This is a genomic window from Microcoleus sp. EPA2 (assembly GCA_020882975.1).
GTDB lineage: Bacteria > Cyanobacteriota > Cyanobacteriia > Cyanobacteriales > Microcoleaceae > Microcoleus.
Genome location: JAHRFD010000001.1, coordinates 346,763 through 370,287 on the forward strand (window position 1 = coordinate 346,763; position 23,525 = coordinate 370,287).

24 protein-coding genes and 1 pseudogene are annotated in these 23,525 nt (G+C 42.4%); 10 read left to right on the forward strand and 15 right to left on the reverse strand.

Annotated features, from left to right (window positions below; genetic code table 11):
* Positions 1–112: 112 nt before the first annotated feature.
* Together AAFP14_RS01430 and xrtO are read right to left on the reverse strand one after the other, a co-directional pair.
* On the reverse strand, positions 113–2,986 hold the full coding sequence (locus AAFP14_RS01430) for a TIGR02921 family PEP-CTERM protein (RefSeq protein ID WP_341730550.1): 2,874 nt from the start codon (positions 2,984–2,986) through the stop codon (positions 113–115).
* A gap of 5 nt (positions 2,987–2,991) precedes the next feature.
* Positions 2,992–4,530, reverse strand: a complete 1,539-nt coding sequence (gene xrtO / locus AAFP14_RS01435; RefSeq protein WP_341730551.1) for an exosortase O — start codon at positions 4,528–4,530, stop codon at positions 2,992–2,994.
* Positions 4,531–4,664: 134 nt separating this feature from the next.
* Here xrtO and smpB point away from each other — a divergent pair, with 134 nt between their 5' ends.
* The 3 genes from smpB to AAFP14_RS01450 all read left to right on the forward strand — a co-directional run bounded on the left by smpB (position 4,665) and on the right by AAFP14_RS01450 (position 6,652).
* Positions 4,665–5,132: an SsrA-binding protein SmpB gene (smpB, locus tag AAFP14_RS01440; protein WP_340524203.1), complete on the forward strand. Its 468-nt coding sequence runs from the start codon at positions 4,665–4,667 to the stop codon at positions 5,130–5,132.
* Positions 5,133–5,705: 573 nt separating this feature from the next.
* Positions 5,706–6,431, forward strand: a complete 726-nt coding sequence (locus AAFP14_RS01445; RefSeq protein WP_341730552.1) for a tetratricopeptide repeat protein — start codon at positions 5,706–5,708, stop codon at positions 6,429–6,431.
* Positions 6,428–6,652 carry an Osc7112_2153 family protein gene (locus tag AAFP14_RS01450; protein WP_341730553.1) on the forward strand — a complete coding sequence of 75 codons (225 nt, stop codon included), beginning with the start codon at positions 6,428–6,430 and terminating at the stop codon, positions 6,650–6,652. Before AAFP14_RS01445 ends, AAFP14_RS01450 begins: the two co-directional genes overlap by 4 nt.
* Before the next feature lie 441 nt (positions 6,653–7,093).
* On the opposite strand, the gene AAFP14_RS01455 is transcribed toward AAFP14_RS01450, so the two are convergent.
* The gene (locus tag AAFP14_RS01455) at positions 7,094–7,597 is read right to left on the reverse strand and encodes a helix-turn-helix transcriptional regulator (protein ID WP_341730554.1); all 504 of its coding nucleotides are present in this window, start codon (positions 7,595–7,597) and stop codon (positions 7,094–7,096) included.
* A gap of 515 nt (positions 7,598–8,112) precedes the next feature.
* Between AAFP14_RS01455 and AAFP14_RS01460 the strand changes: the two genes are divergently transcribed.
* The gene (locus AAFP14_RS01460; protein ID WP_341730555.1) at positions 8,113–10,503 is read left to right on the forward strand and encodes a dynamin family protein; all 2,391 of its coding nucleotides are present in this window, start codon (positions 8,113–8,115) and stop codon (positions 10,501–10,503) included.
* Between the two features lie 85 nt (positions 10,504–10,588).
* Here the strand turns inward: AAFP14_RS01460 and AAFP14_RS01465 are convergent, their stop codons facing one another.
* The 4 genes and pseudogenes from AAFP14_RS01465 to AAFP14_RS01480 all read right to left on the reverse strand — a co-directional run bounded on the left by AAFP14_RS01465 (position 10,589) and on the right by AAFP14_RS01480 (position 11,936).
* A complete protein-coding gene (locus tag AAFP14_RS01465; protein WP_341730556.1) occupies positions 10,589–10,852 on the reverse strand; it encodes a DUF4926 domain-containing protein in 264 nt (87 codons plus the stop codon).
* Positions 10,836–11,096 (reverse strand): annotated as a pseudogene (locus AAFP14_RS01470) (DUF6883 domain-containing protein); the annotation flags it as partial. The pseudogene AAFP14_RS01470 and the gene AAFP14_RS01465, both read right to left, overlap by 17 nt.
* A gap of 205 nt (positions 11,097–11,301) precedes the next feature.
* On the reverse strand, positions 11,302–11,646 hold the full coding sequence (locus tag AAFP14_RS01475) for a DUF5615 family PIN-like protein (protein WP_341730557.1): 345 nt from the start codon (positions 11,644–11,646) through the stop codon (positions 11,302–11,304).
* Positions 11,643–11,936 carry a DUF433 domain-containing protein gene (locus tag AAFP14_RS01480; RefSeq protein ID WP_096828231.1) on the reverse strand — a complete coding sequence of 98 codons (294 nt, stop codon included), beginning with the start codon at positions 11,934–11,936 and terminating at the stop codon, positions 11,643–11,645. Before AAFP14_RS01480 ends, AAFP14_RS01475 begins: the two co-directional genes overlap by 4 nt.
* Positions 11,937–12,093: 157 nt before the next feature.
* Between AAFP14_RS01480 and AAFP14_RS01485 the strand changes: the two genes are divergently transcribed.
* Positions 12,094–12,480 (forward strand): hypothetical protein, encoded by a 387-nt coding sequence (locus AAFP14_RS01485; RefSeq protein WP_341730558.1) that lies wholly within the window; start codon positions 12,094–12,096, stop codon positions 12,478–12,480.
* 99 nt (positions 12,481–12,579) lie between these two features.
* Here AAFP14_RS01485 and AAFP14_RS01490 read toward each other — a convergent pair whose 3' ends face one another.
* The 5 genes from AAFP14_RS01490 to argB all read right to left on the reverse strand — a co-directional run bounded on the left by AAFP14_RS01490 (position 12,580) and on the right by argB (position 15,788).
* Entirely contained in the window at positions 12,580–12,954 is a 375-nt protein-coding gene (locus AAFP14_RS01490) for a hypothetical protein (protein WP_341730559.1), read from the reverse strand.
* 18 nt (positions 12,955–12,972) lie between these two features.
* Positions 12,973–13,338 (reverse strand): papain fold toxin domain-containing protein, encoded by a 366-nt coding sequence (locus tag AAFP14_RS01495; RefSeq protein WP_341730560.1) that lies wholly within the window; start codon positions 13,336–13,338, stop codon positions 12,973–12,975.
* A 453-nt stretch (positions 13,339–13,791) separates the two neighbouring features.
* Complete coding sequence (locus AAFP14_RS01500) at positions 13,792–14,019, reverse strand: hypothetical protein (protein ID WP_293153914.1); 228 nt, start codon at positions 14,017–14,019, stop codon at positions 13,792–13,794.
* Positions 14,009–14,266, reverse strand: a complete 258-nt coding sequence (locus AAFP14_RS01505) for a hypothetical protein (protein ID WP_341730561.1) — start codon at positions 14,264–14,266, stop codon at positions 14,009–14,011. Before AAFP14_RS01505 ends, AAFP14_RS01500 begins: the two co-directional genes overlap by 11 nt.
* Before the next feature lie 622 nt (positions 14,267–14,888).
* Positions 14,889–15,788 carry an acetylglutamate kinase gene (argB, locus tag AAFP14_RS01510; RefSeq protein WP_341730562.1) on the reverse strand — a complete coding sequence of 300 codons (900 nt, stop codon included), beginning with the start codon at positions 15,786–15,788 and terminating at the stop codon, positions 14,889–14,891.
* 304 nt (positions 15,789–16,092) lie between these two features.
* On the opposite strand from argB, the gene AAFP14_RS01515 reads away from it, so the two are divergent.
* Positions 16,093–16,875, forward strand: a complete 783-nt coding sequence (locus AAFP14_RS01515) for an HAD family hydrolase (RefSeq protein WP_341730563.1) — start codon at positions 16,093–16,095, stop codon at positions 16,873–16,875.
* Between the two features lie 141 nt (positions 16,876–17,016).
* Here the strand turns inward: AAFP14_RS01515 and mreD are convergent, their stop codons facing one another.
* The 3 genes from mreD to AAFP14_RS01530 form a co-directional block, all read right to left on the reverse strand.
* Entirely contained in the window at positions 17,017–17,583 is a 567-nt protein-coding gene (gene mreD, locus AAFP14_RS01520) for a rod shape-determining protein MreD (protein ID WP_341730564.1), read from the reverse strand.
* The gene (mreC, locus tag AAFP14_RS01525; RefSeq protein WP_341730565.1) at positions 17,580–18,395 is read right to left on the reverse strand and encodes a rod shape-determining protein MreC; all 816 of its coding nucleotides are present in this window, start codon (positions 18,393–18,395) and stop codon (positions 17,580–17,582) included. Before mreC ends, mreD begins: the two co-directional genes overlap by 4 nt.
* Positions 18,396–18,487: 92 nt before the next feature.
* Entirely contained in the window at positions 18,488–19,522 is a 1,035-nt protein-coding gene (locus AAFP14_RS01530; protein ID WP_341730566.1) for a rod shape-determining protein, read from the reverse strand.
* Between the two features lie 369 nt (positions 19,523–19,891).
* On the opposite strand from AAFP14_RS01530, the gene AAFP14_RS01535 reads away from it, so the two are divergent.
* From AAFP14_RS01535 to AAFP14_RS01550, 4 genes are all read left to right on the forward strand, one after another.
* A complete protein-coding gene (locus AAFP14_RS01535) occupies positions 19,892–20,254 on the forward strand; it encodes a single-stranded DNA-binding protein (RefSeq protein WP_341730567.1) in 363 nt (120 codons plus the stop codon).
* A 47-nt stretch (positions 20,255–20,301) separates the two neighbouring features.
* Positions 20,302–20,829 carry a hypothetical protein gene (locus AAFP14_RS01540; protein WP_341730568.1) on the forward strand — a complete coding sequence of 176 codons (528 nt, stop codon included), beginning with the start codon at positions 20,302–20,304 and terminating at the stop codon, positions 20,827–20,829.
* A 273-nt stretch (positions 20,830–21,102) separates the two neighbouring features.
* On the forward strand, positions 21,103–22,458 hold the full coding sequence (locus AAFP14_RS01545; protein WP_341730569.1) for a P-loop NTPase fold protein: 1,356 nt from the start codon (positions 21,103–21,105) through the stop codon (positions 22,456–22,458).
* Positions 22,415–23,525 (forward strand): tetratricopeptide repeat protein (locus tag AAFP14_RS01550; RefSeq protein WP_341730570.1); only part of this gene is annotated, 1,111 nt, incomplete at its 3' end. The genes AAFP14_RS01545 and AAFP14_RS01550, both read left to right, overlap by 44 nt.

Below are 23,525 nucleotides of genomic sequence, written 5' to 3' on the forward strand. Positions count from 1 at the left end.
AGTTTCAGTAATTACAAGATTTACGCACTCCGACAAAGAAACCGGGTTTTTTACGAAATAGTTCGTTACACACCCTAAACTGGGTGAAAAACCCGGTTTCTGATCCCATACGTTAGACCATTTTTTCGCGCCGCTGACGGTATAAAATTGCCAAAAGCCCGATCGCGCCAAACCCCAAAAGTAGCCATTCCGCCGGTTCAGGAACCCCCGAAACATTCAAAGGATTAACAGGTTTAGTCAACTCCTCCTTACCGGATTCCACCTTTCGTTCAAATCGATCTTTCTTCCCTTCAGCTTCCTTTAGCTGCTGTCTTTGGGCATCATTCACTAACACAATCATGGAAGAGTAAGGTGTCACTACATTAAAGGTTTTTGCCAGGGAGTGCATCGCATCCAATTGAGTCAATTGATTGGAAGTTTTCTGTTTGCTAAGTGCTGTAATTAATTGTCGTGCTGCTATAGGTTTAAAACCTTGATTTTTGTCATTTTTTAACTCTGTAGCAGTCGATTTCTGAGTTTTTTCCGATTTAGGCTTTTTGGCATAACTCCAAGCATAGCCATCAACAACGCTAATTACAGACTTGCCAGATGCTGCTGTCGTCGCCACTCGCTGCATTGCTTCTTTAATATCCGTAGCAACTCCGCCACCGCTATCTTGAATCACCTTTAACGTAGCGTCGTCATAACCAGGTGGTAAACCTCCCAAATGCACTGTCCACAGCGGTGAGGGCATGGAAATTGCGTTTTTGCGATCGTCTGATAATTCGTAACTATGCCGATCGCTCACCAAGAATACACTATCATAAGTGCGATCGCCACGCAACTGAGCAAACTGTTGCAAGATATCCTTCAATTGAATCGAACCATAAAACGTTAATTTTTCAACATTAAAACTGCGTAAATTTTCTACCAACTTCGGGGACATACCGGGCGCACTCGACACATATAAATCCACATTATTTGTGGTTAAAATATGCTTTTTCAACCATTCAAAATTATCCTTGAGCTCTTTAGTTTCCGTCGCCATACTGCGAGAAGTATCCAGCACCAAGGCTATTTTTTTTACCTGTGGCAAAAAGTAATTTACATCAATCAGTGGCTGAGCGAAAATAGTATTTTCTCCAGGAAAATTCGCTAGATGTGGTATAATTTGTGGCGGTGCAACTGCGGGCAAAAATGCTGGAAGCCAAATTTCTTTTGCCTCTTTTCCATTGTAGTTTACCTGTTTCCCCGCCATAGTGCGACGAGTCTTTTGGTCCCAAAAAATATTGCGTTTCTCGGCTAAATTCGGCATCGCCCAACCCTGTGCTTGTCGCATCACTTTGTAAGTCAGCCAGAGGTGCATTTCCGTGGGTCCCTCAGTTTGTGTGAATTCTCGTTTAGCAGGGATGGGAAAAGCCCGCAAGCGATATTGTTTCGGACCAATTTGTTCTAGCAAAGCAGGATCGACATTTTCTCTCACCTGCTGATTGTAGACTTGCTGAGCTGCACCTCGTGGCGATACAGTAAATGGAAAACGTTTTTTCAAATCCCCAGTATCACCAAGCCAAATTCCTGTGACTGCGGCGCTTTCTGGCAGCGAAAAGTAGTAAAATACTTCTTGCAAGTTGGGTGTTTGATTTTTGTAAACTTCGTAGAGTTGAATATCAGCCCAATCACCATGTTCTTTCACTGTTACTTCTTGGGATTGCAACCATACTTTTTCTTGATTGACATTCAGCAAACCTGCTTTAGCTTCTTCCCGATTTGAGGTGGATTGTACGGCGTGTTTGACTGCTTTGGCATCACCTTTTTGCAATTCGGTATCAAAGAATTCACCGTAGAGTTTTTCGGCTTTCTTCACATCCGCCTCAGAGCCTTGATACAAAAAGGGAGACATTAAAAAATTATAGCTGTTCTGGACAGCCTGAGCCGCACCTTTGTTCAAATTTAAAGTGTTTTTGTACATCTCATAAATGTGGTTGTTTTCTTCCACTGTGCTGAGATAGCGGTAAGGTGATAAATAAGCGTTGACTAAGCCCGCTCGAATCCTATCAGATTTAGCTAATATAGTTTGCCGACTGCTCTCATCTTTGGGCGGAGTCCCTAGCATTTTTAGTGCTTGAATTTGTGGCTGTTGCTGCAAAGTTGCAAAAATAGCTACCCAAGTTGCTATTACTGCTAAACTTCCGAAAATTGCCTGATTTTTACCATATTGAGAAGCAAAGCTCCGAAATATTTTGTAACCTGATTGAAGATAGAGAAATCCGTAAAGTGAAGGCATTACCACGAATAAGCTGGCGGTAAAGCCAAACATAATTAAGGATAATGGTAGCCACCAAATTATATAGAATGAACTGTATTTTAAAGATTCTATAAGTGGTTGTACCCAAGCAAAACTCAAAAATCCCACGATGGTCGCAATGGCGACAGGTAAAGCGTAAAACATCAGCAACGTGGCAGCCCAAGTACCAACCAACAGCATTAAACTATGAAAGGCTAATTGAATTTTGGCACTATTTTCTTTTCCTATTAATCTAGTTAATATAAACGGTTTTGGTTGATTTGGGAAGCCCGATAATTCCGAGCTACTATTTTCGGTTTTTCCCAGGTATCCGTAAAGAATTTCTACTAAGAATGCTCCGATACACAAGGCTATAGTAGCGATAATTTGAGAGCTGGCGGGAGTAAGTTCTCGCAGTAGAAACAACCGAATTAAGCAAAGCAAAAATAGTGGCGCTTCCACTCCGTAAAACAGTCGCATTAACTGTAATGGTTGCTTTATTAAATACCTGGCTCCGATGATGGTTGAGATTGTAGGTACTGCAATTAGGGTGGTGAGGGTTAAGGAAAATTCCAGGGGGATAATTCCGTCTATGGTGGCTTGAAATAAGGGTATAGCCAGAACTGGTAAAATACCTAGATAGACAATTGACAAAAATGTCAGGTTCCACAGCCAAAATATTGACTGAAATATTATATTAAGTGCGAGTTTGAGTTTCTTCATTTTTTTTATCCTTTTAAGCTAATATTGACGGCATCATGGACATCGGTAATGAAGTTTTTGATTTTGGAATCTTCGGGTTTTACATAACTGTCAAAGAGCATGGAGACTAACACCCAAGTTTGATTTTTGTGACGAATACCGCTGCTGATGCGTGACAAGAAATTATCTGTTGTTCCTTGGGTGGATTGGAGCCAGTATGCGGCAGATAGTTGGTTGTTTTTGAGAGACAGCCAGCGGGCTATCACATCTGATGTTAGCTGTTTTTTTTCGATGCGATCGACTGGAATGCCACTGGCGAAAAAACATAACTCCGGTGCGTGATATGTCTGCCAAGATGTGCTAGCAACTGTCAGCAGGGAACCGCGCAATTTTCCTGACACAAATCTGATTTTTTCTGTCTGTGTTCCGGGATAATTACCAAAGAATTCTTGTTCCCTGGGGTTGAGGGGTATGGACTGGGATATAATTTGTGGTGGGATGTTCAAGGGGGCGATCGCCACTTTGGCACTTTCTACATGATATAATTGAGAAACCAGCCCCATAACAACCACTACGGCAATTACTCCGAGTGGGGCTAAAGGCTGATTCCTGAATATTTCTGAGTCGTCTTTTGGGGAAAAATTACTTGCTGGTAATTCTGGAAATTTGGGAATTTTCTGCAACATCAGCCAAGTCAAAAAACAAGCAGAGACTAATCCCACAATTCCCAGGGGTACGTGCAGAATTTCCGCATACATTTGCTGTTGAAAAACTATGGTAACTAGGACTAGCACTGCAACTCGTGCGACATTAGCCGAAACTAACATTAAGAAGTTAGCAGCCCATAAACCCAGCCATTTTAAACCTAATTTACGACTTTCGATCCAAGTCGCTGTCAGCAAAAATAGCGTCCCGACAAATAAGGTTTTAATGCCACTGCAAGGTACGTCAACATGGGCGATGCCATTTTCTAACACGATGATATCGTAGGAGGAAATAGCTCCGATTTGCAACGCCGAAAGTAATTGTTCTACTACTTGTGCAGTTATCACTCGCGCCGGTAAACCTAAACCGCTACTCAACTGACTGTTGAATGGTAAAATACAAGCCAATAAGCCTGCAACGGGCAAGTTTTTTTGCCAAAAATGGGGTTCGGAAAACAACCCGTATAATCCGTAGGTTCCTAGGATAAACAGCAGTACGGTGATATGTTGGATCTCAATTATGGACTGAAGTGCGATCGAGCAAATGCCGGCACCCAACATCAGCAGCAGGGGATAGCGCCTCAAAACAAATTTTGGCATCGATGGGCGCGATCGCCCCGAAGTTCCAATCGATCGCACGACTAATGCTACAATCAATAAACCAATTAGTATCTTGTAGAGAGTTGGTATCTCGACCAACGAGGATAACAGCCACTTAACAGCCGAGATGTTGGCTAAAAACCAAGTGAGTGCGAGCACAGAAGGAGCTAGCAAAACCAAATTAACCGCAGGATGGGGACTGACAGAATCTGGGATACCAGAATCAGGAATCTTGGTGCGCTGCATGATACCGCTTGACATTCACGTTAGTGACATCTTAGCTCAGCAAAATTGGTAATGCCTAGACTTGTAATTTAAGTTTTATCAAGCTTCTGTTTTCTCTACAGAGAAGCTAGAGTTATAATAATTTTAAGGGAGATAAAGGGAAGATAACAATGAGCGAAAAAAGTCCAGGATACAAAATTCTTAGTGATAACCGACAAGCGCGGCATCTCTATGAAATTATAGATACATATCAAGTGGGAATCGAGTTGAAGGGAACCGAAGTCAAATCAATTCGGGAAGGTAAAGCTAATTTGCGGGATGGATATGCTTTAGTCCGCAATGGTGAATTGTGGCTGATTAACGTTCATATTTCCCCTTGGAGAAGTGCTAGCAACTATTTTAATCACGAACCGCGTCGCACCCGCAAACTGCTGATGCACAAGCAGGAAATTCGTAAATTAATTGGTAAAGTGGAAGAAAAAGGTTTGACTTTAGTACCGTTAAAAATGTATTTGAAAGGCGGATGGGTAAAACTGGATATCGGTTTGGGGAAAGGCAAAAAACTGTTTGACAAGCGGGAAGATATGAAGAAACGCGACGACAAGCGGGATATGGAACGCGCGATGAAGCAGTTTTAATTATAACCGAAGGAATAAGGAAGAAGGAAGAAGTCACCCCCCCAAGGCTGGGCTGTTTCATCATTTTGTAGGGGCGGTGCCTGTGAGTGCCCGCCCCAATCTCACCAAACAACTACAAAATCGTGGACGAAGAGAGCCGGCACGGCAGGGCGGTTTCATTCTCCAAAAAACGATGGCTTTGTAGGGGTAGTGGATGGTGCGTGCCTACCCCCTCCACCGACCATTTTCCCTCATTTCAGAGATTGGGGCAACCGGGCGTGGGATTGCCCCTACAAGAGCAATGTTACAGCCCTGGCCGGCACGGGGGCACGGCCCCTACAAAGAATGGAACAGCCCAGCCCCAAGGGGGGAATGGGGGAAATTGAGGAATAAGGAAGAAAGCCTAGGTGTCAACTTAAGTCTAAAAGCCTTGGTATCTCTCGTTCATAGCCAAGTCTAGTGATTGATTTTCTGCAACTCTCCTGATAGTCCCTCGGAATCGATGAAGGATTAATCTATGGTCGCATACATATACGTAGTGTCAACATTACGCCATATGGCAAATTAAATATCTCTCTAGTTCCGAGTTAAAATATGCTAAACACAAAACCATTAGCTAACATTTCTAATGCTATAAAACAGCCACCTAAAAAGCATCATAACTCTAAGTGGGCTGCTTTGCTCTTAATGCTGACAGTAGGGTTTGGTGGCTGGCAAATAGGGTTGCCGGAACTCGCATCCCTTTTTAATAATAGAGGATTTGAAAACTATAAGGCGGATCGATTGGCTGATACTCAAGAATCCTATCAATTAGCCCTGTCCCTAGACCCCAAAAACAGAACTGCTCTTTATAATTTAGGATGGCTGTGCGAAGAGGTACAGGATTTGGGATGTGCGCGAGGAAAATATCGCGAAGCTGCTAAATTGGGTTTGCCTGCTGCCTACAGTAACCTAGCGCGGTTATATATTCTTCACGATAAAAACTATCCTGCTGCTGTTCATTTGCTTTTACAAGGTTTAAAATTAGCTAAGGACGATCAAGTCAAATATTCTTTGCTCAAAAATTTGGGTTGGGCTCGCTTGAAACAGGCTCGATATCCAGAAGCGCTGCAACATCTGGACGCAGCGAGCAAGATAGATAGCGAAAGAGCGGCAACTTACTGTTTAAAAGCACAAGTTCTAGAAGGGATGAAAAAGACGAAAGAAGCTCAACCTTTGTGGAAAATTTGTCTTAAGTATGCGGATTCTCAAGAATTGGATGAGGATATATGGATAGGAATGGCACGTCAAAGCTTAAAAGAGGAAAAAACAAAGAAATGAAACCTAATGTTTTGATTTCATCAACAATACTGGCAATTATAACTCTAGTCGATCTGAGTCCAGCTTCTCAAGCACTGCCAAGTCCTGCGACTGTTAAGTCCACGGTTAATCACGAAGTTGAGTTGTTTACGTCGAATTATTCGAGGCGGCCTTGTAGAGATACCGATGGTGGGCAATACGTGTGTCCCAGACTAATCATACCCCAGGATAGTGCAGAATAAAAGTTAGTTTCAAACAGTTTTTTTTAGGTGTGTACTTTGAATTTTATATCAACAGGTATGTAGTATGAGGTAGTATGGAATATTGTCTGTGGGTACTTTACTAATACCCTTTCTCTAAAATCGTGCAACAATCTTTGACCCCCCCTTATAAAGGGGAGAGACAAGACTACTGTTGCATTCTTTTTTAAAATTGGTATAAATAGTTAAGCAAACCTCAAAAACATAATACCTAGAGCCCTGACTTCTTAAAAAAGTCGGGGCTTTAACATATAGCAACCGCCAAGGTGGTTAAGGCATAACTTTGGGGTAAGGGCGAAGCATGACCGCTGTAAATCTCTGGTTATGACTAATAAATTGTCTGCGGTAATGGTTCGCCTATGCAAAATCGGGATGCTCCCAACCGTATCCTATCAAATCTGTTAGTATCAGTGCATCGTGCATCTAGTCTTTTCGATCCAAGTCTTCGGTTTTGGGAGTTTCTGAAGTTGAGGGGAATTCTAGTCGAATATTAATATCAATTGATACTGTACTTTGCTCAAGCCAACCTATATTAACTATTTTTACTAAGGCTTCTGTAGGTATAGAATTATTTAGTTTAAATTCAGGAGAAGACTGAGTTTTATATCCGGCTTCCTGTAGCCGATCGCAAATATTGCGCCAATTTCCTACAGGTTCGTTAGGTACATCTGCGAGTTTTTTGACATATTGGTATAAAGTTTTACATAGATAAACTTCTGCACTTTTGGGAGTCTGAAACATTTTTCTAGCGATTTCGGCGGGACTGCAACCGGAAAGCAATCCTCGGAGGTAGAGTTTTTCTGTTTCTGTAAGTCCCCGACGCGATCGGGGTGAGATTTGGCGTTTAGCTTCTGCAAAAGCTTGGTAGAGCCTTTCTAAGTCCCAGTTTTTGGCGGCTTCGGCAAATAAGTCTTCCTTGGATGCCATTGTGGGTGTCGTGAGATTTGACTAACGACAGCATAACCGAAATTGCTAGCGTTTGTTAGTTGTTTGCTAACAATAAGTAGTCTAGTATTAAATTACCGAATCACAATCTAAGTATAAATACTGACAAAAGCAGAAAAGTGCGATCGCGATCGTTCAAGTTTAGCCTGTTTAGTTATCTTCCGTTAGGCAAACAGTTAGTTTTTGTTCCTTAAACTGAGGTATTCCAATGGCTAAAGGTGATGAAGTAGCGAAAGCAGTAGGTTCCGCTGCTGCGGGTGCTGGTGTGGTAGCAGGAGTCCGCCGGGGGTTAAAAACCCCCGTCTCATAGCGAAAGTCCTCTAAAGAGGACTAAATACTTAATGTACAAAATTTTCAGTCCTCTTCAGAGGACTTTCGCTGTTAGCCAGGGGTTTAAACCCCTGGCGGATAGGTTGGTAAGCGCACAATCTATATCAATTTGAACCGCGAATTTCTAGCTCTAACTTAGCCCGTCCCTCAACTAAAAGTGTCAATTTATGTCTTCTCAAGAATTTCAAGCAGCATACACCAGCATTGACAGTACAGGCACTTTCCTCTTACAATATCTCAAAGAATTCCGTGACGGACTCCGCATTCAGGGAGATGAAAGTCAAGGGCTACAAAGCATTGAAGATGAAATTAACAAAGCTTTAAAGGCTTTGCAAGATCAGAAGTATCAAGTAGCCGTCATAGCAGCAATGAAAGCTGGCAAAAGCACCTTCTTAAATTCTATCATCGGTGCTGATGTGCTGGCGAGTGAAACGGCCGCCTGTACCATCTGCCGTACAGATGTCCGACACATTAAACCGGGCGGAACTCCCAAACTTTTAGAGTATCGAGAAGGAGAAAGAAAACCAGTCATTCTTGTTGAGGGTGACGCTGGCAAAATTCAGGAAAAATTCCTGCTGCGTACCCGTGAAATCAGAGAAAAAGGCAATCCCGATCACACTACACGCTTTGAGATAGAGCATCCGATTGAAGCAATTAGCCAATTATCTTCTCTCACAGGCTTTACCTTAGTTGATACTCCCGGCCCTAATGAGTGGGAGTCTGCAAACTTCAACATTAATGCACTGAAGCAAACAGCACTAGAAGCACTGCGAACCTGCAATGCCATTCTGTTTATTTTAAACTACGCTTCCTACAAAGATAATGCGGTTGCCGATTTGTTTAAGGATGTTGTCGAAAATCGTAAAGACTTTATAGCGGAAAACACAGGTAAAATTTATTTTATCCTGAACAAAATTGACCAGAAGACAGAGAGAGACAGAGAAATTGCTGATGTCATCAAGGATTTAGAACGAGAATTAACTGGCTTTGGCTTTCGCAATCCAGTTATTTACCCTGCTAGTTCTCGACAAGGACTTTTAGCGAAACTGATTCAGCAAAAAAAGGCCACTGACAAGGAGATAAAAGATTTTGAGGATTTCTTTAGTGCCAAATATGCTGAGAGAGATGAAAAAGGCAGGAGAGTAATTCCTTTACCTGAAGAGATTGCACCAAGAGCTTTGCAAGATAGCGGTATCCCGACCATTCAAGAAACAGTCATTCAAAGGATTACGCAAAATTCTGGCTGGAATTTATTGAGTGAGGTAGTGGCAGAAATCGATAAAGCTGCTAAGGCAATTGAGGATACTCTGAATACAGATATCAGGGGTTGGGAAATGGGGATTGAATCCCTCAAGGAAAAAGTAGAAGACTACAGGAGACGCTCAGAGAATGCGAGGTACAAAGTTAAATCTGTAGAAAAAGCTGTCGAGCAACAAAAACAAATACTAATCCGAGGATTTAGTCAAGGAATTAACACATTTGCCGATGGAGCTAAAGATAAGATAGCTAGTGAGATAGATAAGATTGCCGAGTCTCGTTCCGCTAACTCTCCAAAGCCAAAAAAAAATAAATTTCTTCCCCAACAACTGCCAAAAGTTGAAAAAATGGGCTTCGTCGGACAAATAGTGGGAGAATTTGGAGAAGCACTATTAGGGTTGATCCCTGTTTTTGGTCAGGGATTAGGCAAAGCATTCAAATTGAGCACATCTCTATGGGATAAACTGAGTGAAACTGTTCCTGACACTTTCAATGGTTCTGTCTCTGAACAAGATGATCAGCCTGAAAAGTTCGATCCATACATTATCCGTTGTCAGACTCAGACTGAAGCTCAAAAAATCCTAAAAACTATTAATGATGTTTGTGCGCCAAGTATTGAAAGTTGGTGGATAGATACTCAAGATCAGCTAGTTCGAGAGGGTACTAGCATCCGAGAGCAGTTAGCCGAGAAGATCCAAGAAGATATTCAAAAAATATCTGATGAGTTGTCTAATTATTTGGGTGATGCTTTACAGGTGAGACTGAATATTAACCCGATTCAGTTTCCGAGTTTTGATTTTCCCGGAATTGATGCAGGTATTCAACGTCAAGTAGAGGTATTTACCAGGACTGAAAAGATAACTGAGGTTCAAAAGAAAAGCAGGACAAAAAAATCAAATAGTTTATGTAAAGGCGATAAAACTTACACGATAGACGTTCCTATTGAAAAAACAATAGAAGTTCAAGACCAACGTACTATTTATCAAGTTGACTTGCGCCTAACTGTAAAACAAATCAAGCAAAAAATTGATGACAATGTATCAGGAAGCCAGTCTCTCCTAGAGCGGGTGATTGAGCAACAAGTTTCTACTGATTTTAAAAGTGCTGAACGCCAAATCAATGATTACATCAACAGGTTTCAAAATGACTTCGATCGCGTTTTGAAGGAACGGGAAACGAAAGAAGCAGAAGCGCCGGAAATTCTAGCTCGTCTTGAGTATCAAAAAGCCAAGCTTATTGAGTACCTCAGCCAATTAAGTTCGATTCGGGAATCTCTCAATAGTTGGAAGCCAGTTAAGTAAAGTTAGAGAAAGTACGATCGCCCTTTTACCCCGAAATAACCCAAAGTGCGATCGCGCTTATCGAACTTTTACTCCCCTCACATTACTAAGCAACTGCGAGTTCATATTGCAGAACTAAAATTTCATCTGCCTTCAAAATAGCCATAGCATATTCAATCCCTTGACTATCAGAAAACTCCACTAAATACTGACATTCCTTTCCCGTATCATACACTTCGACAATAGTTCCCACAAGTCCTACTGGCAAACTAGAAACAGATTCGTATTCCGGTTCTACTAGCGTTAATCGCGTATTTGAAACCGGCTTAAGAATCGCCACAGAATCCAAAAGTCTAAAGTTTTTTATCATGGTTTAAAAAAGCTGAAATCAAACGAGGGTTAGAATTAGTCCGAGTAATTTCCCAGATTGTCCGAAGCTCAATCCCCGCTGTATCGGGTACAGTCCAATCTACTTTAAACTGTTGCCCAAAATCAGTAGTATTTTCTTGGACAACTTCACCTTCAATGGCTGCTTTTTGAATAAGCTCTTGCAAAACTTCTGCATTATTAGCCGTGATTCCCAAAACCGATGCAAAGACTCTGGCTTTGTGTTTTCCGCGAGAATGCTATGGATTTAAGCAGTAGCCGACTAGCTTTTGCAGAGAAACTTCAGCCCGATCGCCATTGGGTAGTTTCATTATAACTCCTGCTCACCCCCTAATTAGTTTCAATTTTTATTGTAAGGTATATGCTTTGTCGCTGTGCGATCGCGCTTATTGTCCGAAAGTGCGATCGCTAATCTTTCAAGAGACGCTCAATTTACACATATAAAAGCTGATTGGCGATTTCATCAGCCGTCAACGTATTTAATAGAATAGCAACCCGTTGCACAATCTCATAGGCGTTCTTTTGAGGAGTCACAATAATTCCAGAATGTTCCCATCCTTCTATCATATATTCTAGGTGTAATCGCTCAAAATCCACGCGATTGTGAGTGAGCAAACATCGATCGACAGATGCAGCATAAGCCAATTGTTGATTATCCAATTGACTCAACATTCCCTGTTCGCTCGTTGTCGTCACATCAAAACCCCTAGCCCGCAGCAAAGTAGCTACCAGCCTAGAAACATCTTCATCTGTATGAATAGTTGCAAATAGTTTCACGGTTTTTTCATGGCAGCTTTCACAGCAGGATGAATCAATTCTTCGGGAATTCGATTGCGCTCAATATAAGTATTTATTTCTTCCTGGTTGTCCAAATAAAAGCTCAGTGCGTCAAAAATTTGAGCTAATTTCAGATGAGGTAAGTGCATCGGGATTTCTTCAGGAGTAATACCCAAACGCCACAATTCTACGATCGCACGAACGGAAGTTCTCGTTCCTGCGATAATTGGTTCCCCTTGCAAGATTTCAGGGTGACGTGCGACATAACGCGAAGCAGATTGTGTAGTCATGGGAGATTAACCGGACACATCGATCTTGATTATAACTTACCCTAAAACGCCGGCAGGCTAATTGTAGTTTAACATAACCTAATTTTCACTTTTCAAATGTTAAGCTTATTTAACTATAAAGCCTGGTTTCGCTGCTACTTTCAGTGAGGGAAAATACATGAAAATTCGAGAATCAGTTGGTAAGAGTGTCTGGAACCATTCTGAAGGCTGGTGCTGCGAGCCTCTTGACCCCATACCGCCCGGTCATATTGCACTTGCTGTTGAATCAATTTCCCTAGATATTGTAGACGGGGATATCGAAGAAATTGGCGAAAAAGCAGGTTTTGATATTGAGTACAGATACACGGGAATCAATGACCCAAAAGACGAATCTTTAGCTTGCGTAAGTCAGTTTGTCGGTATCTATGAAGACTGGTCAAAGCTCGATCGCGATCTAGAAGCTTTGATTGGGGCCGGCATCCCGCGTCATTTATTCAAAATACTGACTGACAACGATGACATCGATTTGAAGCCTGTAACGCAATACCTCAAAGCAGTCTCATAATGCCTTGGGTGTAGCGCAATTGTTTCTTTTTCCCAAAGTGCGATCGCCCTTATTTTCCGAAAGTGCGATCGCACTTTTACTATCCTATCAATATGAGACTCAACCATTTACACCTACAACGCTCAACTCATCAGACATTTCGTAATTATTTGTTGCATCATCTTTTGGCAACTGTTCACTATTCAAGAATTCTTCAAATAAATCAAAAAAACGCTTCAGCGCATCGGCTTCATCCTCAGAATAAAAAAGAATAATCCGACTCCAAGATTGAGTGTCTGCTTGGTTAAATCGATTTTCTATCCATTCTTGAAACTCCTCAAACTTTGTTTCTTGTTCTGTTACAGGAATACCAAGTTGACGGCGGGCAAAGGTATAGCCATCTAAGAAAACATGGAGATGACTAAGCGATCGCTTCCCCAAGTATAAAGACGATCTTTGCTTAATTTTTTCTACCAAATCATACAAATCTAACATTATTTTATCTCCTTTCAGCTAAAACTCAATTTCCGTAATTTCAAATTGACCGCCCAGATCCATGGCCAAACAATAAAATTTCTCGAACCACTCTTGTTTAGGAATTCCTTGATTGTGGATATTATCAAAAATTAATTCCTCCCCATTAATTTGAACTGCAATCGCTTCATGCCTTCCATTCGTAGCAATATTTTGTCCGAGGTCATCATGGTAAATATTACCATATTTTCGCTTCGCACTGCCAGTGTAAATTTTGACTTTTTTTCCAGAAATACCCCTTTGAATTAAAAAATCTTGGATGCTTAAAGCGCAATTATTACATTCAAACAGCTTAAATTTACTAGCTATTTCTGAAATTTCTTGTCGTAATTCGTCATGGATCATGTTTAATTATTTGACCATCTCTAAATAGACATGGAAGGAATTCCTGTGCGTTATGTTGTCAGAGCGGTCTTGTCGATCGCATTTTAACATAACCTAATATTCATTTTTCCAATGTTAAGCGGATTTTACTATTTGTGGCGATCGCCATTTTCCCCCAAACAACCATGGATGGCGATCGCCCTTTTCCATGTCGAATCCCAAAGGGCGATCGCTCATTTGTCAATAGACGCTCAATTTACACATATAAAAGCTGATTAGCAATTTCATCACAAGATTTCAGGGTGACGTGCGACATAACGCGAAGTAGATTGTGTAGTCATGGGAGATTAACCGGACACATAGATCTTGATTATAACTTATGCTTATTTTCCCAAAGTGCGCTCGCCCTTATTGTCCGAAAGTGCGATCGATCTTTCATCAATCAATAAAAACTTCTGAGTTTGAACTACAACTCTAAACGTGATAAGCAGTAATCGCAACTATTCCATCAGCACTGTAAATAGCTTCGATGCGTCTAAAAGTAGGATGAGTCCACCACACTTTCAGTCGATTTCCCTGAGCCGCAGCCGTACCAATTTTACCGTAGCCTGCTGTCAAGAGAAGTAACTCAAATTCTGTAGATGGCAAAGTTTTTGCAGTAATTTGAGGAATGCCGTCAAGCTTATGCTTATCAAGGGTCATAGCTACCTTGGTAAGTGCTGTAAATGCGATAGCCCGGTAATACTAAAGCAATCCCAATCGGACTGTGAATTGTCCCCGGATAACTTTCTTCTGCCAAGCTACCCCCAATCCGAATTTTGAGCGCACCCAGCCAAATGTAGAGTCCAGGAATTAAAGTATCTAAACTGTAGGCGATCGATCGCATTTGAAGATCCGGGGGATGAATCGGTTGTAAAGACTGCGACTTTTCAGGTTGAGAAATAGACATGACATTGATTCCAATGTGACATAGCGCAAAAATAATCTTGTTGATTATATTTTAACATAACCTAAGATTCACTTTTCAAATGTTAAGCTTATTTAACTAGAAAGCCTGGTTTTGCTGCTACTTTCAGTGAGGGAAAATACATCAAAATTCGAGAATCTCTTGGTAAGAGCGTCTGGAACAATTCTGAGGGTTGGTGCTGCGAACCTCTTGACCCCATACCGCCCGGTCATATTGCCCTAGCCGTTGAAGCAATTTCCCTAGATCTTGTAGACTGGGATATCGAAGAAATTGGCGAAAAAGCAGGTTTTGATATTCAGTACAAATACACGGGAGTCAATGACCCGAAAGATGAATCTTTAGCTTGCGTAACTCAGTTTGTCGGCATCTACGAAGACTTCTCAAAGCTCGATCGCGATCTAGAAGCTTTGATTGCGGCCGGCATCCCGCGTCATTTATTCAAAATACTGACTTCCAATGATGACATCGATTTGAAGCCTGTAACGCAATACCTCAAAGCAGTCTCATAATGTCTTGAATGTAGCGCAATTGTTTCTTTTTCCGAAAGGGAGATCGCCCTGATTGTCCCAAATAACCATGCATGGCGATCGTCCCTCAACAGATTTTACTTCGTCCCACTATACTCCGAAGCAACAATCATCGATCCAATACCCGAATCGCTGAAAATCTCTTGCAGCAAAGCGTGTTCGAGACGACCATCAATAATATGAGCAGCCTTCACACCTTGAGCTAAACTCCGCACACAACAAGTAACCTTTGGAATCATCCCCCCAGAAACAACCCCAGACTCAATTAACTGTCGAGCTTCTTGAATATCTAACTTCACAATCAGACTTTCTGGGTTGTGATAATCCTCCAAAATGCCAGCAGTATCAGTCATCAAAATCAATTTTTCAGCACCCAAACCAGCCGCAATTTCTCCAGCCACGGTATCGGCATTAATATTGTAAGATTGACCATTTTCATCCGCCGCCACACTCGACACCACCGGAATATATCCGCTGTTCACCAAAGACTCCAAAATCTGGATTTTCACGCCACTGACTTCACCCACAAACCCAATCCCCTCCCGGCCATCAGGACGAGCTTGAATCAAATTACCATCCTTGCCGCATAAACCCACAGCCTTACCGCCAGCTTGGTTAATTAAGGAAACAATTTCCTTATTTACCTTCCCCACCAAAACCATCTCGACAACTTCCATCGTCGCCGCATCTGTCACCCTCAAACCATTCTTAAATTGGGGTTCAATGCCTAATTTTTCCAGCCAAGTATTAATTTCCGGGCCGCCACCGTGAACCACCACCGGACGCATCCCCACACAGGATAGCAATACAATATCCCGAACTACTTGATCTTTGAGATTGCTATCTTTCATTGCAGCGCCGCCATATTTTACCACAATCGTGCGGCCTGCAAAATGTTGAATGTAGGGCAGTGCTTCCGAAAGCACTTCTACTCGATTAGTTTCTGAATTCCTCACAAAATCGCTTTGTTTGAGCATGGGATAATTACAAATGACGAAAAACTTAAGTCTAAAGTTTAATGGTTAAAGGGGATATCAACAACCACAAAAAGCGCTTTTTGCATGGAATTTATTAAATTTATCGAATTTATCCATGAACAGACCGATCGCCCATCTGCCACACCAGCGAACTCAGCCTGACTCGCCATGCTATCACAGCAATTATCTATCAAAAAATTAATAGGTTTTTTTAATGATGTAACTTAAACTTTTGTATTATAACTTATGACTTTCTTGCTAAAGTAAAGAAATGTATGGCTACTCTTGATTTACTTAAGGTTTTATGTTAATTGCACCCGCTGCGGAATCGGAAAACGCTCAGTACAACGTACATTCAGAGGCGGAATCGTCGGCCCAAATGACTGTATTTTGCGATTTAGACGGACCGATCGTCGATGTATCCGATCGCTACTACACCACATATAAACAGGGATTAGCAGACACTCAGGCCGTATATCTGGGGAGGGGCATCAACCTCAACCTGGAAATACTCAGCAAGCAGCAGTTTTGGCAAATGAAGCAAAATCGGGTGCCGGATACTGAAATTGCCAAAAGTTCGGGTTTGAGTGGAGAAGAAATTGCAGTTTTTCTCGGATGCGTCAGTCGGATTGTCAATCAGCCGGACTTGTTGCACTTAGATCGTATCCAGCCGGGAGTGCAATGGGCGATCGCCCTGCTTCATTCTCGTGGTGTCAGACTGGTATTAGTGACTTTGCGGCCAAAAAAGCAAGCCGTTCAAATTTTACAGAACTACGGTTTAGCCAGACTGTTTACGAGTATTCGCGGAACTCAGATGGCCGATGCAGCTTATCACAACTATACCGCCTTAAAAACCGAATTATTGGCTGAAGTTGCCGAAGAATTTCAGTCATCTCTAGGTAGTGCTTGGATGATCGGAGATACCGAAGCAGATATCCTCGCAGGACAAGCATTGGGAATACCGACAATTGCCGTTACCTGTGGCATTCGCAGTCGTCATCAACTACAACAATACCAGCCCAGTTTTATCCTCAGCGACTTGATTATTGCCGTTAATCACTTATTAGGTTCCAGAGGGCGGGTTTAAGCGCAACTGATATCTCAGGCTGCAACAGCGACGATTTTTTCTCCTAAACCGGGTTTTTTGCGTGCATTAAAGTTGATAAAACCCCGATTTATTAAATAAGTCGGGGTTTTGGAGATTTTATTTTTTTTAGCCGTTGTTCACTTAAGATTTTTCTAAATTCCTGGTCATTTCCCACAAACGATTGAGGGGAAAATAAAGCACCGGAGCCCAGAGACTGCTGAGAATAGCAGAACACAAAGCAATTCGTTGATGATCCATCCAAATGTCCATTAAAGCCCGATCGCCCATGGCAAAAAATTGAATCCCCATCACCGTTTCCGCCAACAGTGCCATCCCAAACACAATTAAGGCGATCGGAATCGGATCTCTCTCCACAATATCCGCCGGAATCGACCAACTTTTGAGCAAAACAACCGTGAGAGCCCCTACAATCATCAAACTGACAGCATGACTAGGATAAGGAGCAGTCATCCCATCTTGCAACAATCCCAAAACCAAGCCCATACAGGCAGCTCCCCAAATGGTGCGTTTGCGCTTAATACTCCAAGCTACCACCCACATTAACAGCCAATTTGGACTAATGCCCAACAGTTCCATTCCCGGCATACGGGTGGGCAAAATTAGCAAACACAGAAGCACAGAAGTAAAAGTGACGGTGAAGTTAAGGAATTGACGCGATCGCGAAGACATCCGACGTAAAGACTTCATTTTTTCTCAACTCCCTCTTGCGGTGTAGAAGTGGGAGATTCCGAAGCCTTTTGGTCTGGTTTTTCTGTTTCCTTAGAATGAGGATACACCACCGCCCACTCCAGAGAATTTATCGGTGCAGAAAACTCAATCATAGCTTCAGGAGCCGGAGTTTTATTCATATCCACTGACACCACTTTTCCCACCGGCAAACTAGCAGGAAACAACTGACTAAAAGAAGAAGTTGAAACCACATCCCCAGGTTTAACATTAGGAACATTATCAAAAAATTCCATCACAGCTTTATTTTTTCCCTTACCCCGCAGAAAACCCATATGGCGAGTCCGAGTAACTGCCACACCTAGTTGACTCGTAGGGTCACTGATTAAAAGTACCAAGCTAGTATTAGGAGTAACGCTCACAACGCGGCCGACCAAGCCACCCGGACCCATCACAGTAAAATCAGTTTTAATACCATCATTACTGCCCCTACCCAAAGTGACCTGTTGCCACCAATGGTCTGCACTACGGCCAATAATAGGAGCTACGACCCCTTTCTTTTTCTGACCAGAAACATAGTTTAAAAGCTCTTTTAGTTTCTGATTTTGAGTTTCTAATTCTAATACCTGCGCTTGCAATTCCTGAGTGCGTGCCAAGATTAGCTGTTCTTGCCCAGAGCCGTTGGCCTGAAAGGGACGAGTCACAAAATTGTAGACCTCAAACATTGCTGCACCTTGTGTTTGCCGAACTCCCCAAGCAGCAGTTACAGCTAAACCTAAAAGTGCAATTGGCAATCGCAGATCCCACCACCTACGGAGTGTGTTTTTTAGCATAATTTCAAACTTTAAAATTGTTTTGTCAGGATTTTAGAGTTTAGATGGCAGCCAAATTCCTAAATCCAAAATCCCAAATTTGTTAACTACAATTACCGCGACTGCCCGCTAAATACCCGTTCCAACATTTTGTTTTCCAATACCCGACCAGTTCCCAAAACCACGCAGCACAGAGGGTCTGCTGCAACGTGAGTCACAATTCCTGTTTCGTGACTGATCAGAGTATCTAAACCTTTCATCAGAGCCCCACCGCCGGCCAGCATAATTCCCCTGTCAATAATATCTGCCGCTAATTCCGGGGGCGTGCGCTCCAAAGTACGCTTCACAGCTTCCACAATTACTGAAAGCGGTTCCGACATACTTTCGCGAATTTCAGGACCTTTAATCGTCACAGTTCGTGGCAAACCAGACAGTAAGTGCAAACCGCGCACTTCCATCACCACTTCGTTATCCTCAGCCGTTGGATATGCTGAACCCACCTGAATTTTAATTTCTTCAGCAGTACGTTCGCCGATGACCAAATTGTGAACTTTTTTGACGTATTGGATAATCGCCTCGTTGAGTTCATCACCGGCAACCCGGACTGACTCGCTAATGACAGTACCTTGCAAACTCAAAACTGCAACTTCCGTCGTGCCCCCGCCGATGTCTATAATCATATTGCCCGTCGCCTCCGCCACAGGCAATCCGGCTCCGATCGCTGCTGCGATGGGTTCGTCAATTAAGCGGACCTCGCTAGCACCAGCTTGAGTTGCCGCTTCAATCACCGCCCGCCTCTCAACACCAGTGACACCGCTGGGGATGCCAATGATGATCCGAGGCTGAGATAAAGTTTTACCACGAACCCGACCAATAAAAGTCTTGAGCATGAGTTCCGCCGTATCGAAGTCAGCAATCACTCCATCGCGGAGTGGCCGAACAGCGATCACATTTCCAGGCGTTCGCCCAAGCATTTTTTTCGCCTCTTCTCCCACAGCCAACGGTATTTTCAGATCTTGATCGATCGCAACTACAGAAGGTTCTTGGAGAACTATACCTTTGCCAGATACATAAACGAGCGTGTTAGCAGTACCGAGGTCGATACCCATATCGTTTCTAGATAAGGAAAATCGATTGAGAAGACCCACTGATTTGTACCCCCCCAAACTAAAATACTATTGTGTGCAATAATGTTGTTACAAAAGTGTAACCGAGGTGGATTCTATTACGTTTTTCATCCTGAGTCTAGTCAAAGCTGTACATTGTTGCACTTAGACTCCCTGGTGCCACTACACGGTTGAGTCAGCGTAGTCGAAGGAGATCGACCACTCTGTTACCGCTACCGTTACCATCAATGTGTTCTGGTAAGTGGGTGTAAAATCAGGATGAAGCTGGCATCAGTGCTGTTACCATTGCCATTCCCAGGGCTGTTTGGATCTAAGTACAAAGATAACGGGTAACAGATATAAGATTTTGACTACAGTACAGTATGGATAGACCTCTTTCCTGAAAAATTTATGAGCATTAATGTTGTAACTTTGGTCGGCCGCGTCGGTGGCGACCCGGACGTGAAATATTTTGAATCCGGTACAGTGAAGTGCAGTTTAACTCTGGCAGTGAGGCGACGATCGCGCAACCCAGACGAACAAACAGACTGGTTCAATCTGGAAATCTGGGGCAAAACAGCCCAGATTGCTGCTGACTATGTTCGCAAAGGCTCTTTAATTGGAGTTACAGGCTCTTTAAAGTTCGATCGCTGGCAGGATCGTAACAGCGGAGCAAATCGCTCCAAACCAGTCATTAAAGTAGACCAATTAGACCTGCTCGGTTCCAAACGGGACAACGAGTCCAGTATGTCGCAAAACAACAGCGAATTCTAGTATTTGGTGGATGTGGGTAGTAAAATTTGGGGATTAGGTGGAATCAGGTGACTTCAGAAAAGCTAGAAATTGTTCAGAATGAATACCAAACTGGCAAAGTCGCCTTTGAGAGTGGTCGATATGCTCAAGCTGTCAAAAGTTTAGAAACAGCCAGAGGTTTAGTCGATCGCGGTTCCCGTTTGGGTGGCGAAGTGCAGATGTGGCTAGTGACAGCCTACGAAGCCTCTGGTAACACAGAAGAGGCGATCGGCCTTTGCCGCCAACTCACCCGCCATCCGCGCCCAGAAACCCGCCAGCAAGCCAAACGGCTGCTGTTTATTCTCGAAGCACCCAAACTCACCATCCCTCCCGAATGGATGGTAAAAATTCCCGATCTCGCCGCACTAGAAGAAAATCAATCTTCAAATTTTCAAGTAGGGCCTGGGGTATCCTTCGTCAAGCCTGCGACTCCCAAACGAAATGTCATAGAAGAACCTGTAGATTTAAGTCAGGTGAATACGCAGGATAATCGATTTATTTGGGTGGCATTAATCGCCATATTTTTAATTTTAGGCGGCTTGCTTATTAGTTATTAAGCAGTTGAGTTATTGTCGCACAGGCAAGATGCCTGTTCAAAACAGGATTTTATATAGCAATCCTAAATCATTTGTGAATTTCTTACTCCCGGACCTTGCTAAGGTCCGGGTTGGGGTGGGGTAAAAATATTTATGACTCCTGCAAGGATTGCTATATAGTGCAAGATGTGAATTATAATAGGATTTAAAAAGCTCCAAGTCTCGATCGCGGGCGATCGCAACCAACTGTGGCTTATTCGCAGGTTCAAGCCAACATCTACAATCTAAAATCCGATGACTTCACTCCCACCCAACCGCGCCAAAACACTCAAAGAAGCTTACCGCGCTTGCGATGTCAAGCCTCTAACGGGCGATGATATTGCCCGATATTATGTGGATTTGTCCGCAGTACGCAACACAGTGGCGATCGAAGATGTTAGCACGGATTTGGATTTTCAAGAACCGGGAGAATTTAACACAATTTTGTTTACCGGGCATCGGGGATGTGGCAAAAGTACAGAATTAAAACGCATTCAGTCGCGGTGGAAAAATGACTATCGGGTGATTTACATAGAATTCGATCAGGAACTGGATGTTAATGATGCTGAATATACCGATTTATATTTGCTGTTTATCAACAAAGTAGCTGATGATTTGACTAAATTACAATTGAAGTTTGACCCCAAACTTTTAGAGCGTTTTGAATCGTGGTTTAAAGAAGTCACTAAAGAAACAGAAGAAGCTGTTCAATCTTCCGTTAGCATCGAAACTGAAGCAAGCGCAGGCACCGAAATTCCTTTTATTTATAAGTTGACAGCCAAATTGCTCGGTCAAATCAAAGGTTCTAGTCAACAAAAACAGGTGATTCGGGAAACTCTTCAGCGCAATCTATCCCGCTTGCAAACAGATATTAATTTGTTGTTTCAAGATGCTTTTGAGAAGGTGAGACAAAAATATCCAGACCGCTATCAAAAAGGATTTTTGGTAATTGTTGATAACTTAGATCGGGTTCCTCCAAATGTTGGTAATCATTTGTTTTTTGATTACGCTCCTCAACTTCAAGAATTAGACTGTACAATTATCTATACAGTGCCGATTTCGGTAATTCATTCCTATAAAAATGTTAGCAATTTATTTGGCAATCCTAACATCGTGCCAATGGTAAATATTTATGAGTTTAGTCGCAGTGAGTGCAATTTAAATTACAATCAGCAAAGATTAGAGGGAGTTGCCAGTTTGATCGAACAGCGGGTTGATGTTGATGCCGTATTTGACGATCGCCAACAGTTGCTAGATTTGGCAAAAGCTAGTGGTGGTCATGTGCGACAATTGATGCAGACGACTCGATCGGCTTGTCGCACAGCCGTTACTCGCAAACACAGTAAAGTTTTGGGTGAAGATGTAACTTACGCTTTAAATCAACAGCAATTTGACTTTGAAAGGTCTATTCCTACGCTAGATTATTACACCATATTAGCGCAAGTTTGCATCAATAAAGATATTAATAAAGATGAAATCGGACAAAATTTATTATTCAATCTTGCCGTCTTGGAATACAACGGCAATAGTCGGTGGAATTATGTCAACCCCCTCGTAAAACAAAGTTATGCTTTCCAAAAAGCCCTGGCATCAATCCAAGGAAATCCCTGAAATATACCGACAAAGGATTGTTGAACTCAATCAAGAATCTTTTGACCAATTGCTGACGTTTGTCGATATTGTTCCCGACGATGCCTTTGATTTGGGATTTATCCAAAGTAATTTTACCAGGGATAGAGATGCGATTATTCAGGCTTTAATTAGTCATCCCGATTGTCAAGAGATACAGTTTGAGATTTGGGATTTTCCCGATCCTGAGATGCGCTTTTTGATGGATGAAATTCTGAAGGTTTTGCCAACAGTCAAGGTTCAACCAGACAAAAAGTTGATTTTCATTGTGCGGGGAGTGGAAAATGCGATCGGGATGACGGGGGAATATCCGCCGATGTTGGTAGATTTTAATTGGGTGCGAGATGCTTATCCGGTTATGGTACGGCATCCAATGATTTTTTGTTTGCCAGATTATGCGATTACGCGAGTTGCTAATTATGCGCCGGATTTTTGGGCCTGGAATTCGGGAACTTTTGTGTTCAAAACTCATGTAAATACTAGAGATGATGCGATGTCTCAAACTCTGGATGCTAGCAAAGGGATTAGCAATTGCGAGGTTCCAGAAAAGCAGGAACGAATTGATTTATTAAAACGGTTATTGATGGAATATACTCCCTCAAATGGGCGCGAAGAAACTGACGAGGATTTGAAAACTCGCATCAGAGTTTTGAATAATTTGGCGATTGCTTATCGCAGTCGGAGTGAATATAAAGCAGCAAAATACTATCTAGAACAAGCGTTAGATTTGGCGAAGGATGATGATGAAGATTTCATATCTTTAAAGGCAACCACTTTGCATGAATTAGGATGGATTGAGGATGATTGGGGAAACAAAAAAGAGGCGATCGCATTTTATCAACAATCTCTCGAACTTCAGGAAAAAATTGGCGATGTTCAAGGGAAAGCTGCTACTTTGCACTGTCTAGCAATAATCTATGCGAATCAAGGAGAAGTAGAACAGGCGATCGCATTTTATCAACAATCTCTCGAACTTCAGGAAAAAATTGGCGATGTTCAAGGCAAAGCTGCTACTTTGCACTGTCTAGCCATAATCTATGCAAATCAAG